At 68.8% G+C, this 13,368-nt stretch carries 14 protein-coding genes and 1 tRNA gene; 9 read left to right on the top strand and 6 right to left on the bottom strand.

The window, feature by feature from the left end:
* The 5 genes from JWP60_RS16675 to JWP60_RS16655 form a co-directional block, all read left to right on the top strand.
* A partial coding sequence (locus JWP60_RS16675) for a MerR family transcriptional regulator (RefSeq protein WP_299793732.1) occupies nt 1-429 on the top strand: 429 nt, incomplete at its 5' end.
* Between the two features lie 41 nt (nt 430-470).
* Nucleotides 471-547 (top strand) — tRNA-Pro (locus tag JWP60_RS16670).
* Between the two features lie 124 nt (nt 548-671).
* A complete protein-coding gene (locus JWP60_RS16665; protein ID WP_299793729.1) occupies nt 672-1,562 on the top strand; it encodes an adenylate/guanylate cyclase domain-containing protein in 891 nt (296 codons plus the stop codon).
* 1 nt (nt 1,563) lies between these two features.
* Nucleotides 1,564-2,664, top strand: coding sequence for a type VI secretion system-associated FHA domain protein (locus JWP60_RS16660; RefSeq protein WP_299793726.1), 1,101 nt, complete (start codon nt 1,564-1,566; stop codon nt 2,662-2,664).
* Between the two features lie 96 nt (nt 2,665-2,760).
* Nucleotides 2,761-4,878, top strand: a complete 2,118-nt coding sequence (locus tag JWP60_RS16655) for a serine/threonine-protein kinase (RefSeq protein WP_299793723.1) — start codon at nt 2,761-2,763, stop codon at nt 4,876-4,878.
* A 43-nt stretch (nt 4,879-4,921) separates the two neighbouring features.
* Here the strand turns inward: JWP60_RS16655 and JWP60_RS16650 are convergent, their stop codons facing one another.
* The 4 genes from JWP60_RS16650 to JWP60_RS16635 are packed head-to-tail and all read right to left on the bottom strand — an operon-like array spanning nt 4,922 to nt 8,586.
* Nucleotides 4,922-5,473: an NUDIX hydrolase gene (locus JWP60_RS16650; RefSeq protein ID WP_299793720.1), complete on the bottom strand. Its 552-nt coding sequence runs from the start codon at nt 5,471-5,473 to the stop codon at nt 4,922-4,924.
* Between the two features lie 8 nt (nt 5,474-5,481).
* Nucleotides 5,482-6,177 carry a fumarylacetoacetate hydrolase family protein gene (locus JWP60_RS16645; RefSeq protein WP_299793717.1) on the bottom strand — a complete coding sequence of 232 codons (696 nt, stop codon included), beginning with the start codon at nt 6,175-6,177 and terminating at the stop codon, nt 5,482-5,484.
* On the bottom strand, nt 6,174-7,229 hold the full coding sequence (gene gtdA / locus JWP60_RS16640; protein ID WP_299793715.1) for a gentisate 1,2-dioxygenase: 1,056 nt from the start codon (nt 7,227-7,229) through the stop codon (nt 6,174-6,176). The genes JWP60_RS16645 and gtdA overlap by 4 nt, the downstream gene beginning before the upstream one ends.
* A gap of 10 nt (nt 7,230-7,239) precedes the next feature.
* A complete protein-coding gene (locus JWP60_RS16635; RefSeq protein ID WP_299793712.1) occupies nt 7,240-8,586 on the bottom strand; it encodes an FAD-dependent oxidoreductase in 1,347 nt (448 codons plus the stop codon).
* Nucleotides 8,587-8,753: 167 nt separating this feature from the next.
* On the opposite strand from JWP60_RS16635, the gene JWP60_RS16630 reads away from it, so the two are divergent.
* A complete protein-coding gene (locus JWP60_RS16630; protein WP_299793709.1) occupies nt 8,754-9,425 on the top strand; it encodes an OmpA family protein in 672 nt (223 codons plus the stop codon).
* A 139-nt stretch (nt 9,426-9,564) separates the two neighbouring features.
* Here the strand turns inward: JWP60_RS16630 and JWP60_RS16625 are convergent, their stop codons facing one another.
* Complete coding sequence (locus JWP60_RS16625) at nt 9,565-9,867, bottom strand: antibiotic biosynthesis monooxygenase (RefSeq protein ID WP_299793706.1); 303 nt, start codon at nt 9,865-9,867, stop codon at nt 9,565-9,567.
* A 65-nt stretch (nt 9,868-9,932) separates the two neighbouring features.
* On the opposite strand from JWP60_RS16625, the gene maiA reads away from it, so the two are divergent.
* Both maiA and pgeF read left to right on the top strand, forming a co-directional pair.
* Complete coding sequence (gene maiA / locus JWP60_RS16620) at nt 9,933-10,574, top strand: maleylacetoacetate isomerase (protein ID WP_299793703.1); 642 nt, start codon at nt 9,933-9,935, stop codon at nt 10,572-10,574.
* A gap of 4 nt (nt 10,575-10,578) precedes the next feature.
* A complete protein-coding gene (pgeF, locus tag JWP60_RS16615) occupies nt 10,579-11,331 on the top strand; it encodes a peptidoglycan editing factor PgeF (RefSeq protein WP_299793700.1) in 753 nt (250 codons plus the stop codon).
* Here pgeF and JWP60_RS16610 read toward each other — a convergent pair.
* The gene (locus JWP60_RS16610) at nt 11,260-11,526 is read right to left on the bottom strand and encodes a hypothetical protein (RefSeq protein WP_299793698.1); all 267 of its coding nucleotides are present in this window, start codon (nt 11,524-11,526) and stop codon (nt 11,260-11,262) included. The genes pgeF and JWP60_RS16610 overlap by 72 nt on opposite strands.
* A gap of 76 nt (nt 11,527-11,602) precedes the next feature.
* Between JWP60_RS16610 and phaC the strand changes: the two genes are divergently transcribed.
* Nucleotides 11,603-13,285: a class I poly(R)-hydroxyalkanoic acid synthase gene (gene phaC, locus JWP60_RS16605; protein WP_299793695.1), complete on the top strand. Its 1,683-nt coding sequence runs from the start codon at nt 11,603-11,605 to the stop codon at nt 13,283-13,285.
* The last annotated feature ends 83 nt before the right edge of the window (nt 13,286-13,368 follow it).

Here is a 13,368-nt window from a genome sequence, read left to right as displayed (position 1 = left end):
CCCGCCAAGCGCTACTTCACCATCGGTGAGGTCAGCGAGCTGTGCGGCGTCAAGCCTCACGTGCTACGGTATTGGGAGCAGGAGTTCACCCAGCTGCGGCCCATGAAGCGGCGCGGCAACCGGCGCTACTACCAGCACCACGAGGTGCTGATGATCCGCCGCATCCGCGACCTGCTCTACGACCAGGGCTTCACGATCAGCGGCGCGCGCAACAAGCTGCAGGAGATCGTGCAGGTCGAGCGCGACAAGCGCCGCGCCGGCGAGGTGATGCTCGATGGCGTCGAGCTGATCGAGGTCGAGGATTCATCCTTCGGCGAGAGCCAGTTCGAGGACGCGCCGCCGGAAGAGCTCAACTCTTTCACCCAGAAGCTGCAACTGCTGCGCCGCGAACTGTTCGAAATCCGCGATCTCCTGACTTCCATCCACTGACTGCGAGACCCGCCCGAAAGCCGGGCTATAATCGCGGCCTTCGGCGTGTAGCGCAGCCTGGTAGCGCACTTGCATGGGGTGCAAGGGGTCGCGAGTTCGAATCCCGCCACGCCGACCAAAACCGCGAAAGCCCGGTACCTGAAAAGGTGCCGGGCTTTTTGCTTCAGCTTCTTGCTTTTTGCTTTTTGCCATCTTGTCGCCCGGGTCGTCGGGCTTCGTGTCCCCGGGCATAATCGTCGCGCATGGCGTCCGTCGTATTCGCTGATCTCGTTGGTAGCACTGGCATCTTCGAGCGGCTCGGAGACGAGACCGCCGGGCACTTTGTCACCCAGCTGACAACGGCTCTCGCCAAGATCTTCGAACAGCACAACGGCCGCGTGGTCAAGATGCTGGGCGATGGCCTGTTTGTCGTCTTCCCCCAGGAAGTGCAGGCGCTCACGGCCTGCATCGCGATCCAGGAACGCCTGAACCAGAAGCCGGTGCGCCCGGGCGGCACCGGCCGGCCGGTCCAGATGCAGATGGGCATCGAGTCGGGCGAGGTGGTGGAGATCCAGGGCGACTGCTACGGCGACGCCGTCAACACCGCCGCCCGGCTGGCCGATCTCGCGGGCGCCGACCAGATCCTCACCACGCAGCGCGTGCGCGAAGCCTTGCCGCCCACCCGGCAGGGCCAGCTGCGCAGTCTCGGCCCCATGTACCTGCGCGGCAAGGCGGAGGCGGCCGAGGTCTTCCGCGTCGAATGGCAGCCCGAGCGCGACGCCGAGGCGACGGTGATGGGCATGTCGATGCTCGACACAGCGCCCGAGGCGCACCTGCAGGTCAACGTGGGCGGCAGCATGCTCACGCTGCGGCCGCGGGGCGAGCCGATCACGCTGGGCCGCTCTGCGACCGCCGACCTCACCATCAACGACGTGCGGGTGTCGCGCCTGCACGCCACCATCGAATGGCGCGGCGGCAACTACGTGCTGAGCGACGGCTCCAGCTTCGGCACCTGGGTCTATTTTGGCAACCAGACCGAGCCCGTGGTGCTGCGGCGCACCGAGTGCTACCTGGTCGGCCAGGGGCAGATCGCACTGGGCTGCGACCGCAATTCGGAAGCCGCGCCCATGGCGAGCTTCGCGGTCGTCACCTGACGTGGCGCTGGACCTGCATATCTCCGGGCCGGGCCTCGACGTGCACCGGCGCCTCGCTCCGGGCGAGCCCGCGCTGATCCTCGGCCGCGACAGCGACTGCGCCGTCTGCCTGCCCGACCCCGAACGCGAGATCTCGCGCCGGCACCTGAGCGTGTGGAACGAAGGCGACGAGCTGCACTTCCACGTGCTGTCGGTCGTCAACGGCGTGGAGACCGCGGCCGGCGAACTGCCACCGGGGGCCCGGGGCGTGCTGGCGCCGGGTGAGGTGCTGGGGCTCTCCGCGTTCCGGATCATGGTCGCGCCCTCGGCCATCGGCTTTGCCGAGGAGCCGCTCGACGTCGCCGACCCGTGGGCGGAGTTCGCGCGCCAGGCGGAGCAACTGACGCCGGCGGTACCGGAGCCGGGCGGCACCGAAGAAGATCCCTTTGGCGAATGGGGCTTCCAGAGCACCTTTGGCCCCGGCTCGCCATCGGGCGCATTGCGGGTCGACGCACTGGCCCCCGCGACCGACCTGCAACCCTTCTTCGCCGGCCTCGCGGTGCAGCCCGCGGGCGGCGGCGCGCTGACGCGGGCGGAACTGGAGACGCTCGGGCGGCTGACGCGCTTTGCCCTGCACGGCCTGCTGCAGGCGGCGCAGGTCGCGGCCACCACGCGCCAGCAGGTGCTGGCCGGCGAGCCCGCCACGCCGCAGCCGCGCGAATTGAATCCGCTGCGGCTGGACACGCCCATCGAGGGCAAGCTGGCCTACCTGTTCGGCGGCCAGCTGGCGGCAGCCGGCTTCCTGCCGCCCGATCGCGCTGTGGCGCAGATCGCCGCCGAACTGGCCGCGCACCAGCAGGCCATGGCCGAGGCCGTGCCCGAGACGCTGCAGAAGGTGGTCGAGGAGTTCGACCCCGAGGTGCTGAAGAAGCGCCTGCTCGGCGGTGGCGCGCGCATCTTCGAGTCCGCCCGCGCCTGGGATGCCTTCGTACGCGACTATGCCGAGCGAAACGGCGCCGAGGCCGGCTGGGTGCAATCGCTGCTGGAGCGGCACTTTTCGCGGGCGTATGCGCGGGCCATCGTTCGTGCCAAACGCAACACATCCGGGCGGCCGCAAGGCTGAGCACCCCGGCCTTGCTCGGCATGCGGGGACTAGAATGCAAGCCACTTGTTTGTCCGCGGCGCTGATGTGACTCTGAAAAAGTTGGGACGGTACGAAGTGCTCCGGGTCCTGGGCAAGGGTGCCATGGGCGTGGTGTACGAGGGGCGCGATCCCAATCTCGACCGCCGGGTCGCCATCAAGACCGTCAAGGTCGAGAACCTGTCCGAAGAGGCGGCCGCCGAATACGAGCACCGCTTCCGCACCGAGGCGCGCTCCGCGGCCCGGCTGCAGCATCCCAACATCGTCAGCGTGTACGACTCCGACCGCGAGGGCGAGGTCGCCTTCCTGGTGATGGAGTACATCCAGGGCGACGACCTCAAGCACCACCTCGATCGCGGGGTGCGCTATTCGCTGGAGCAGTCGCTCAAGATCATCCGCGACCTGCTCAGCGCGCTCGACTACGCGCACAAGCAGGGGATCGTGCACCGCGACGTCAAGCCGGCCAACCTGCTGATCGAGCCCGGTGGCCGGGTGAAGCTCACCGACTTCGGCGTGGCGCGCATCCAGGATTCGGGCGAGGCGACCCGCACGCAGGGCAGCATGGTCGGCACGCTGAAGTACATGGCGCCCGAGCAGGTGCAGGGGCAGAAGATCGACTCCCGCGCCGACCTGTTCTCGGTGGGCGTGGTGCTGTACCAGCTGCTGACCGACAAGCGTCCGTTCGACGGCGACAACGACTTCTCGATCATCCACCAGATCATCGGCCACCAGCCGCCGCCGCCCAGCTCGGTGAACGCCAAGTTGCCGACCGCGATTGACGCCGTGGTGGCGCGCGCGCTGGCCAAGGAACGCGACGAGCGCTTTGCCACTGCACGCGACTTCGCGGTGGCCCTGCAGGCGGCGACCCGGCGCGCCGAAGACCAGACGGTGGTGCCGCCGGTCAATCCGAACAAGAAGGTGGAATACGCGGCCTCGCGCCCGCTGACCCGGCCCGGCACCTTGCCGCCCGGCAGCGCCACCACGCCCTCGACCGGCACGGTGACCTCGGTCACGCAGGAACTCGAGCTGGTGTACTGGAAGGACGTCAAGGACTCGCCCGACCCGGAGGAGCTGCAAGGCTTCCTCGAGAGATTCCCGGCCGGCATCTATGCCGACCTGGCCCGGCGCCGCCTGCGCCGGATGTCCGGCGGCGAGCAGACCGTCCTGAGCCAGCCCGGCATCCCCATCGGCACCGGCGGCACCAGCACCGGCGGCACCTTCGCCGCGACCCAGTTCCCCGACAGCGAGGCGACCCGCCTGCGCACCGATGCCTCCCGCCCCGCAACCCCCGCGGAAGCCTCGGACCTGCGGCCGACGCAGTGGATCGACGAGGAATACACCAAGACGCTGACGCAATCGCGCAGCGCGCTCACGCCGGCGCCAGCCGTTGCGGCCGCAACGATCGCCGCGCCTGCCGTGCCGGCCACGCCTGCGAAGCCGCTCGCGGTCACGCCGGTTGTGGAAGGCGAGGCGCCCAAGCCGAAGCCGGTGTCTGCGTCGCTGGTGCCGGTCAAGGTCCGCGATGACAGCACGCCGGGGGTGACCACGAAGAAGAAGCTGCCGGTTGCCGTGCTCGCCGGCATCGCCGTGCTGGCCGCGGGTGGCGTGCTTGCGCTGGTGATGGGCCGCGGCAAGGCGCCCAACGCTGGCTCCACCGTAGCTGCGGTGCCGACCGCGACCGTGGCAGCGCCGACGCCGGCTCCAGCACCGGCGCCAGCCGCTGCACCCGCTGCTCCAGCCGCCGCGCCGGTCGCAGCCGCGCCTGCCGAAACAACGCCGCCTGCCGCCGCGCCGGTGCCCGAACCGGCGGTGACCGCCGCGGCATCGAGCAAGGCGCAGCTCAAGGCCGAAGCCGCCGCCGCGCGCAAGGAGAAGGAGCGCGCCGCGCGCGAGGCCAGGCTGGCCAGGGCCACGGCGGTGCCGCCGCCGCTCGAGCCGCCGCCGTCTCGCGCCGTCGTGGCGACGGCGCCGCCGCGCATCGATCCGGAGCCGCCGGTGGCGCGCTCGTCGAACGCGCAGGTCGCCGGCAACGGCGCGAACTACCAGGCGGTCGACCAGTGCCGCGACAAGATGTTCATCTCACGCGAGCTGTGCCTCAGTGAAAACTGCGCCAAGCCCGGTGTCCGCAACCACCCGCTGTGCGTGAGGCACCGCGAGGAAGTGCGGCTGCGCGAGGAAAGCAAGCAGGCGCGCTGAATTCCTGTATTGCTCTCTCTCCCCGGAAGGGAGAGGGAGTCATTCAAAGCACGTCCACCGTGTGCACGCCGAACTGCCCGCGTTCGCGGTCGGCGAAGAAGCGCTCCAGCGTCTCCCGCACCGTGCGGAAGGCGATCTCGTCCCAGGGGATCTCGGCCTGCGTGAAGAGCCGGGCCTCGATCGTCTCGAAACCCGGGTCGAACACGTCGCTGAGCAGGCGGGCGCGGTAGAACATGTGCACCTGCCCGACACGCGGCACGCTCAGGACGCTGAACAAGCCCTCCATCTCGATCTGCGCGCCGGCTTCCTCGTGGGTCTCGCGGGCTGCGCCTTCGGCGGTGGTCTCGCCCAGCTCCATGAAGCCGGCCGGCAGCGTCCACTTGCCCCAGCGCGGCTCGATGTTGCGCTTGCACAGGAGCACGCGGTCACCGAGATGCGGCACCGTGCCCACCACGTTGAGCGGGTTCTCGTAATGGATGGTGTCGCAGGCCGGGCAGACCGCGCGCTGGTGCGTATCGCCGTCGTCCGGAACGCGGTAGACGACGGCAACGCCGCAGTTGCGGCAATGCTTGATGGGACTGCGGACGGTCGACACGCCCGGGATCAGCCCACGCGCACGCGCAGTTCGGGCAGGCCGGTGACGCCGCCGACCAGCGTGTCGCCCTGCACCACGGCCGCGACGCCTTCGGGCGTGCCGGTGTAGATCAGGTCGCCGGGCGCGAGCTCCCAGGCCGAGGAGAGGTGCTCGATGATCTCGGCGATGTTCCAGATCAACTTGGAGACGCTGCTGCGCTGGCGGTCCTTGCCGTTCACCTGCACCCAGATCTCCGCCTTCTCGATGTCGCCGGCCTGCGCCGCGGGCACGATCGGGCCGATCGGCGCGGACTGCTCGAAGGCCTTGCCGATCTCCCAGGGGCGGCCCAGTTTCTTCTGCTCGCCCTGCAGGTCGCGGCGGGTCATGTCCAGGCCCACGGCGTAGCCGTAGATGTGCTTCATCGCGTCGGCGGCCTTGATGTTGCGCCCGCCCGTGCCGATTGCCGCCACCAGTTCGATCTCGTGGTGGAAGTCCTTGGTCAGGCTCGGGTACTGCATGGTGCCGGTCTCGCCCTCGGGCACCACCACGGCGGCGTCGGCGGGCTTGAAGAAGAAGAAGGGCGCCTCGCGGCCGGTGAATCCCATCTCCTTGGCATGCTCCACGTAGTTGCGCCCCACGCAGTAGATGCGGCGCACCGGGAAGCGCTCGCTGCGGCCGACCACCGGCACGCTGACGACGGGGACTGCGGGGATGACGTAGCTCATGACAACCTTTCTTCGGTATGGATGCCCAGGGCCTGGTGGACCGGGCGGTCGGAAAAACTGAACAGCACGCAACCCGTGCCGGACGTGAGGCGCGCAGTGTGCCACGAGGGAATCACGAAGTGATCGCGCGGCCTGAAGCGCAGGTGCCAGGTCTGCTCGCCGGCGGATATCTCCACTTCGCCTTCCCCCTCCGCCACGCTGTAGACGGCGCCATCGGTCTGCCGCCACGGCTGGCCCGCGAAGCCGGCGGGCAGGCGCTGCATGAAGGTGGCTATCGTGGGCATAGGCCAGCCGCCGGTGAGCGGATTCACGTAGCGCAGCTTGCAGCCGTCCCAGGCGTCCACGGGCGCATGGCGCTCCAGTTCGTGCAGCGCCTCGCGGCTGCGCTCGTAGGGATAGCTGAAGATCGGCGAGGTCTGGCCGAAGGGCGGGTCGTGGCGCACCGGCACCATGTTGTGGCCGTAGCGGGCAAAGCTGGTGCCTTCGGGCCGCGTCACTTGCTGCGAGCGTGCGGCATCGTTCTGCGCGAAGCCGGCGTCGAAGAAGCGGATCATCGGAATGTCCAGGCCATCGAGCCACACCACCGGCTCTTCGGCCTCGTGGCCGTGGTCGTGCCAGGTCCAGCTCGGGGTGATGATGAAGTCACCCGGCCGCATGGTGGTGCGCTCGCCGTCGACGGCGGTGTAGGCGCCCGAACCTTCGACGATGAAGCGCAGCGCGCCTTGCGTGTGGCGGTGGCTGGGCGCCACTTCGCCGGGCAGGATCAATTGCAGGCCGGCATAGAGCGACTGCGTGATCGCCGATTGCCCGCGCAGCTTCGGGTTCTCGAGGATCAGCACGCGCCGCACCGCTTCTTCGGCGGTGATCGCCTCGCCGGCGCGCATCAGGAAGGGACGCACCTCCTCGTAGCGCCACAGCGCCGGCACGCACGGTGTGTTCGGCCTGGGCGGCACCAGCGCATGCAGCACTTCCCACAGCGGCGTGAGGTTGTGCGGCTCCATGTCGCGATAGAGCTGCTCGCGGATCTGCCGGGTGGGCAGGGGGGCGTTCATGGTGCTTCCTTTACCAGGTCCGGCCGAGGTAGGCGCCATTGTCTTCCAGGCCAGCCTGCAGCGCGACCACATCCACGGCCGCTGCGGTGCTTGCGCCCTTCAGGGCAAGGCTGGCGGCCAGCCCCGCCGCCTCGCCCATGACGAAGCAGGCGCCGGTCACGCGCGCGGCCGATTGCGCCTCGTGGCTCATCGAGGCGCAGCGGCCGGCCACCCACACGTTGTCCAGGCCTTCGGGGAGGATCATGCGATAGGGCAGGTGGTTGAAGCCGCGGCTTTCCGGGATCCTGGGCCAGCGGAATTCGACGTCGCCTTTCAGGTGCAATTCCAGCGGCCAGCCATTGACGCCGATCGTGTCGTCGAAGCTCGCGCACTCCAGCACGTCGGCTTCGCTCAATTCGTAGAGGCCACGCACGCGCCGCGTTTCGCGGATGCCCACCTGCGGCGCGATGTCGACGATGTAGGCGCTCTCGAAGCCCGGCACCTCGCGCAGGAAACCGGCCACTTCCGCGATCTGCCGCCGGCCCAGGATCTCGGCCTCGCTCAGCTCGCGCGCGTCGGTGCCGTTCATGGCGTTGCCTTGCGCATTGGCGAGCTGGGTGAGATTGACGCGCCATTCGATGCCGCTCTTTTGCGGCCGCACAATCGGCGTCTTGCGCGGAAACCGGTAGCGGCCCTCGGCCTCGGCCTGCAGCATCAGCCGGGGAATCACCTCCCAGGCCTTGCCCGCGCGCTCGGGGTTGATGCCGTTCAGGCGGAACATGGTGGAGGGGTAGAGCATGTTGCCCGCGCCATCGCCCAATGCATACGGCGCGCCCGCCCACGCGGCCAGGTCGCCGTCGCCCGACGCATCGATGAAGGTGCGGCCCACGACGGCGAAGCGGCCCGACTTCGTTTCCACCAGCAGCGCCTGCACGCGGCGCGCGTCGTCCATCACCACGCCCGCAGCCAGGGCGTGGAACAGGACCTCGACGCCAGAGGACAGCAGCAGGTCGTCGGCGGCGATCTTGTAGGCCGCGGTGTCGTAGGCCTGTGCCACCGTCTTGCCGAACAGGCCGTGCGGCTCATTCAGGCCGCCCAGCCGGGCGATGCGTTGCAGCAGGTCGTCGGCGACGCCGTGCACCACCTGGCGGATGTCGCCGTGCACGTTGGCGTGCAGCCCGCAGAAGTTGGTGACGCCGGCGGCGGTGCCCATGCCGCCGAGGAAGCCATAGCGCTCGATCAGCAACGTCTTGCGGCCGGCGCGCGCCGCGGCGACGGCAGCGGCCATGCCGGCGGGGCCGCCGCCCAGCACGACGACTTCGTACTCGCCCCACACGGGCGTCTGCCGCTGGGGTTCGGTGAGGGTTCGGGTGTTCATGAATTGACAAGCATAGCGGCTGGGCCTGCCGCGTATCCCGCGCAGAAGACCGCCGCCGCCAGGCCCGGCGGAGTAACAAACCGCAAGGTGGGCGCAGTCCGACGGGGGCGCGGCGGGGCGGGCCTGCAATCTCGAGGTTGCACTACCCATTCCAAAAGGATCCTGCAATGAACAAGACCGGACCCCGCGCGAGCCTGCTCGCCATCACCGCCCTCAGCCTGGGCCTGGCCGGCTGCGCCAACATGGGCATGGACACGGGCATGGACAACAACACCCAGCGCCACACGGCACTCGGCGCCGGCCTGGGTGCGGTCGCCGGTGCCCTGATCGGCGGCGACGTCACCGGTGCGCTGATCGGCGCCGGCGTGGGCGGCGCCGGCGGCTACGTCTGGTCGAAGCAGATGGAGCAAAAGCGCGTGGCGATGGAGCACGCCACCATGGGCAGCGGCGTCGGCGTGGTGCAGACCAGCGACAACCAGCTGAAGCTGAGCGTGCCGAGCGACGTGTCCTTCGACACCGGGCGCGCCGACATCAAGCCGAACATGCGTCCCATCCTGGACCAGCTGGCGAGCGGCCTGGCAGCGCAGGCGAACACCGAGCTGCGCATCATCGGCCACACGGACAGCGTCGGCTCCGACGAATACAACGACCGGCTCTCGATGGAGCGGGCGCAGTCGACGCGGCAATACCTGGTGGAGCGTGGCGTGAGTCCGCGCCAGATCCAGGTGGCCGGGCGCGGCGAGCACGAGCCGGTGGCGGACAACAACAGCGACTCGGGCCGCGCGCGCAACCGACGGGTGGAGATCTTCGTGGGCGAACGCAGCGTCGCTTCGCGCTGAGGGGCAGGTGGATTGCGGGTCAAGCCCGCAATGACATCCTTGCACGCCGCACGCCACACGCCGCACGCCGCATCACCAAGGGATGTCATGCCGGGCTTGACCCGGCATCCATGACTGCGCTCGGTCGCGGCGCGAAGGCTCAGTCGCTCTTGACCACCAGCGTGAAATGCTCCACCACCGGCGGCTGCGCGAAATACGGGCCGACGATCGCGCGCCATTCGGCGAACAGCGGGCTTTCGCGAAAGCCCACCGTGTGCGCCTCCAGCGTGTCCCAGAAGATCTGCAGCACGTAGCGCTCGGGCGACTCGATCCCCCGGTTCACCTTGAACCCGCGCATGCCCTGCGCGCGTGCAACGACGGTGCGCAGTCCGCGGGCTATCGCCTCGTCGAATTCGGCCTGCTTGCCGGGCTGGATGCGGATGTCGGCGTGTTCCAGGATCATGATGCTGTCCCCTCGGTGTTCTGGTGGGCCGCAGTGTAGGGGAGAGCGGTTTATGCTTCCTGCCCATGAAGCTTCACAACTACTTCCGCTCCTCGGCGTCGTTTCGCGTGCGCATCGCGCTCGCCCTGAAGGGCCTGGGCTACGAGTACCTGCCGGTGCACCTGGTGAAGGGCGAGCACCGCCAGGAGAAGTACGCCGCCGTGTCGCCCTCGCAGCTGGTGCCCACGCTGGAACTGGACGACGGGCAGCTTCTGGGCCAGTCGATGGCGATCATCGAGTACCTGGACGAGACCCATCCGAATCCGCCCTTGCTGCCATCCGACCCGCTGGGCCGCGCTCACGTGCGCGCGCTCGCGCAACTGGTTGCGTGCGAGATCCATCCGCTGAACAACCTGCGCGTGCTCAAGTACCTGGTGCGCGAGCTGAAGGTGGACGAAGAAGCCAAGAACACCTGGTATCGCCATTGGGTGCGCAGCGGCCTGGAGATGGTCGAGCGCGAATTGCAGCGGCTGCCCGCTGCGCGCTACGCGTACGGCGACACGCCGACCCTGGCCGACTGCTGCCTGGTGCCGCAGATCTTCAACGGCCAGCGCTTCAACGTCGATTTCAGCGGTCTCACGCGCACGATGGCGGCCTTCGAGGCATGCATGCAGCACCCGGCTTTCCAGCAGGCGCAGCCCGCGCATTGCCCCGACAACGAGGCGTGAGGCGATGACGCCGCAATGGAGCGCGCCAGCGCGCGTGCATGCGTGGTGCAGCGAGCGCACCGGTGGCGTTTCCGTCGGGCCCTACGACTCGCTCAATCTCGGCGACCACGTCGGCGACGAGGCAGCCGCGGTCGCCGAGAACCGCACTCGCTTCGCCGCCACCCTGCAGGCGCGGCCGGTGTTCCTGAAGCAGGTGCATGGGCAAGGCGTGGTGCAACTCACGCGCGACACGCCCGACGGCACCGAGGCCGATGCCTGCTGGACCACCGAGCCGGGCGTGGCCTGCACGATCATGGTGGCCGACTGCCTGCCGGTGCTGCTGGCCGATCGCGCGGGCCGCGTGGTCGGCGCTGCGCATTGCGGCTGGCGTGGGCTCGCGGGCGAAGGCGGCCATGGCGCGCTCGAAGCCCTGTGGCAGGCGATGGCGCCGCAGGCCGGCGCCGCGGCGCAGGTGCTCGCCTGGCTGGGCCCCTGCATCGGGCCGGAGGCCTTCGAGGTGGGCGCTGAAGTGCGTGCCGCTTTCGTGCAGCGCGATCCGGGCGCGCAGGCCTGCTTCCGTCCGCGGGGCGAGGGCAAGTTCCTCGCCGATCTGCAGGCGCTGGCGCGGCGTCGCCTCGCTGCCCTCGGCATCACCGCGATCGCTGGCAATGACGGCAGCGCGCAGTGGTGCACCGTCAGCGCCGCCTCACGGTTCTTCTCGCACCGCCGCGACCGGGTCAGCGGCCGCTTTGCCGCCGCTCTCTGGCTCGACCGCTGACGCCGGTGCCTCGCGCTTGCGCCGCGCCGCCCGGCGAGCTGGCCGCCCCATGAGGTAGATCAGGAGGGCGACAGGCGCGAGCCCATAGAGTACAAAGGTGACGCAGGCACCGAACACGGTGCCGAGCGGATGATTGGCTTCGGCCACCGCCATCATCAGGGCGACGTACAGCCAGGCGATGACGACGAGGTGCATGGCGGGTCGGGGTTTCAATGTTGCACTGCAACAATAACGATGTAATACTTCGGGCTAACGAAGGCAGGAGACAAGAATGCATTCTGACGTGGACTGGTCCGCGCACGCGCAGCGCTTGCAGCAGGATCTGGCGCAGCAGTGGTCGCGCGCCGTGGACGGTCTGCAGCAGGGTGGCGGCAGGCCCATCGGCAAGCTCGGCTTCGATGCGCAAAAACTGCAGGCGCTGCAAGAGGCCTATGTCCGCGAAGCCGGCGAACTCTGGAACCAGGGCCTCGGCGAACGCCCTGCTGCCGGCGACAAGCGCTTCGGCCACGATGCCTGGCTGCGCAACCCGCTCGCCGCCTTCTCCGCAGCCGTCTACCTGCTCAATGCACGCACCCTGCTCGGGCTCGCGGAAGCCACCGATGCCGACGCCAAAACCAAGGCGCGCCTGCGCTTTGCGGTCGAACAGTGGATGGCCGCTTCGGCGCCGAGCAACTTCCTGGCCCTGAATGCCGAGGCGCAGCAGAAGGCCCTGGAGACCAAGGGCGAGAGCATCGCCCGCGGCCTGAAGAACCTGCTTGCCGACCTGCAGCAGGGCCGCGTCTCGATGACCGACGAGAGCGCCTTCGACGTGGGCACCAACGTGGCGACCACCGAGGGCGCCGTCGTGTTCGAGAACCACCTGTTCCAGCTGATCGAATACAAGCCGCTGACCAGGCAGGTGCACGAGCGCCCCTTCTTGGTGGTGCCGCCCTGCATCAACAAGTTCTACATCCTCGACCTGCAGCCGGAGAACTCGCTGCTCCGCTACCTCGTGGAGCAGGGCCATCGCACCTTCGTGGTGAGCTGGCGCAACCCGGACCCCTCGATGGAGAACCTGGGCTGGGACGACTACATCGCGGACGCGGCCCTGAAGGCGATCTCCGTCGTGCAGCAGATCTCGGGCGCCAAGCAGATCAACGCGCTGGGCTTCTGCGTTGGCGGCACGATCCTCGGCACCGCGCTGGCGGTGCTGGCCGCCAAGGGCGAGAAGCCGGTGGCGTCGGCCACCTTCCTCACCACCTTCCTGGACTTCAGCGACACGGGCGTGCTCGATCTGTTCATCGACGAGGACGCGGTGAAGCTGCGGGAGCTGCAGCTCGGGCAGAAGGGCCTGATGAAGGGGCAGGACCTGGCCACCACCTTCAGCTTCCTGCGCCCCAACGACCTGGTCTGGAACTACGTCGTGGGCAACTATCTCAAGGGCGAGACGCCGCCGCCCTTCGACCTGCTGTACTGGAACAGCGACTCGACCAACCTGCCCGGGCCGATGTACGCCTGGTACCTGCGCAACACCTACCTGGAAAACAACCTGGTCAAACCGGGCAAGGTCACGGTCTGCGGCGAACAGATCGACTTGCGCAAGGTCGATCTCCCGGTCTACATCTACGGCTCGCGCGAGGACCACATCGTCCCGATCGCCGGCGCCTACGCTTCGGTGCAGCACCTGCCCGGCAAGAAGCGCTTCGTGATGGGCGCCTCCGGCCACATCGCGGGGGTGATCAACCCGCCCGCGAAGAACAAGCGGTCCTACTGGACCAACGACAAGCTGCCCGGCACGGTCGATGCTTGGCAGCAGGGCGCGACCGAGCACGCCGGCAGCTGGTGGCCCGATTGGGCCAACTGGCTCAAGGCGCATGCCGGCAAGCAGATTGCGGCACCCAAGAGCTATGGCAAAGGCACCAGGTACAAGGCCATCGAGCCCGCGCCGGGGCGGTACGTGAAGGCAAGGGCATAAACCTGCGCTCGCGGCCCCGGCCCTCCCCGAGAGGGGGAGGAAAACAGAGACAAGAAACCAACCCACTATCCCGCTGAAGGAGC

Origin of the sequence: Ramlibacter sp., assembly GCF_028291745.1 — a bacterium.
In the GTDB taxonomy this organism is placed as follows: Bacteria; Pseudomonadota; Gammaproteobacteria; order Burkholderiales; family Burkholderiaceae_C; genus Ramlibacter.
Note: the sequence above shows the minus strand (reverse complement) of the source record. Positions and strands in the feature narration are given on the sequence as shown.

Bases quoted from the DNA above. Each gene is read 5' to 3' on its own strand.
- JWP60_RS16665 (WP_299793729.1), top strand. From the start codon at position 672: ATGGCGTCCGTCGTATTCGCTGATCTCGTTGGTAGCACTGGCATCTTC.
- JWP60_RS16645 (WP_299793717.1), bottom strand. From the start codon at position 6,177: ATGAGCTACGTCATCCCCGCAGTCCCCGTCGTCAGCGTGCCGGTGGTC.
- gtdA (WP_299793715.1), bottom strand. From the start codon at position 7,229: ATGAACGCCCCCCTGCCCACCCGGCAGATCCGCGAGCAGCTCTATCGC.
- JWP60_RS16635 (WP_299793712.1), bottom strand. From the start codon at position 8,586: ATGAACACCCGAACCCTCACCGAACCCCAGCGGCAGACGCCCGTGTGG.
- JWP60_RS16630 (WP_299793709.1), top strand. From the start codon at position 8,754: ATGAACAAGACCGGACCCCGCGCGAGCCTGCTCGCCATCACCGCCCTC.
- JWP60_RS16625 (WP_299793706.1), bottom strand. From the start codon at position 9,867: ATGATCCTGGAACACGCCGACATCCGCATCCAGCCCGGCAAGCAGGCC.
- maiA (WP_299793703.1), top strand. From the start codon at position 9,933: ATGAAGCTTCACAACTACTTCCGCTCCTCGGCGTCGTTTCGCGTGCGC.
- pgeF (WP_299793700.1), top strand. From the start codon at position 10,579: ATGACGCCGCAATGGAGCGCGCCAGCGCGCGTGCATGCGTGGTGCAGC.
- JWP60_RS16610 (WP_299793698.1), bottom strand. From the start codon at position 11,526: ATGCACCTCGTCGTCATCGCCTGGCTGTACGTCGCCCTGATGATGGCG.
- phaC (WP_299793695.1), top strand. From the start codon at position 11,603: ATGCATTCTGACGTGGACTGGTCCGCGCACGCGCAGCGCTTGCAGCAG.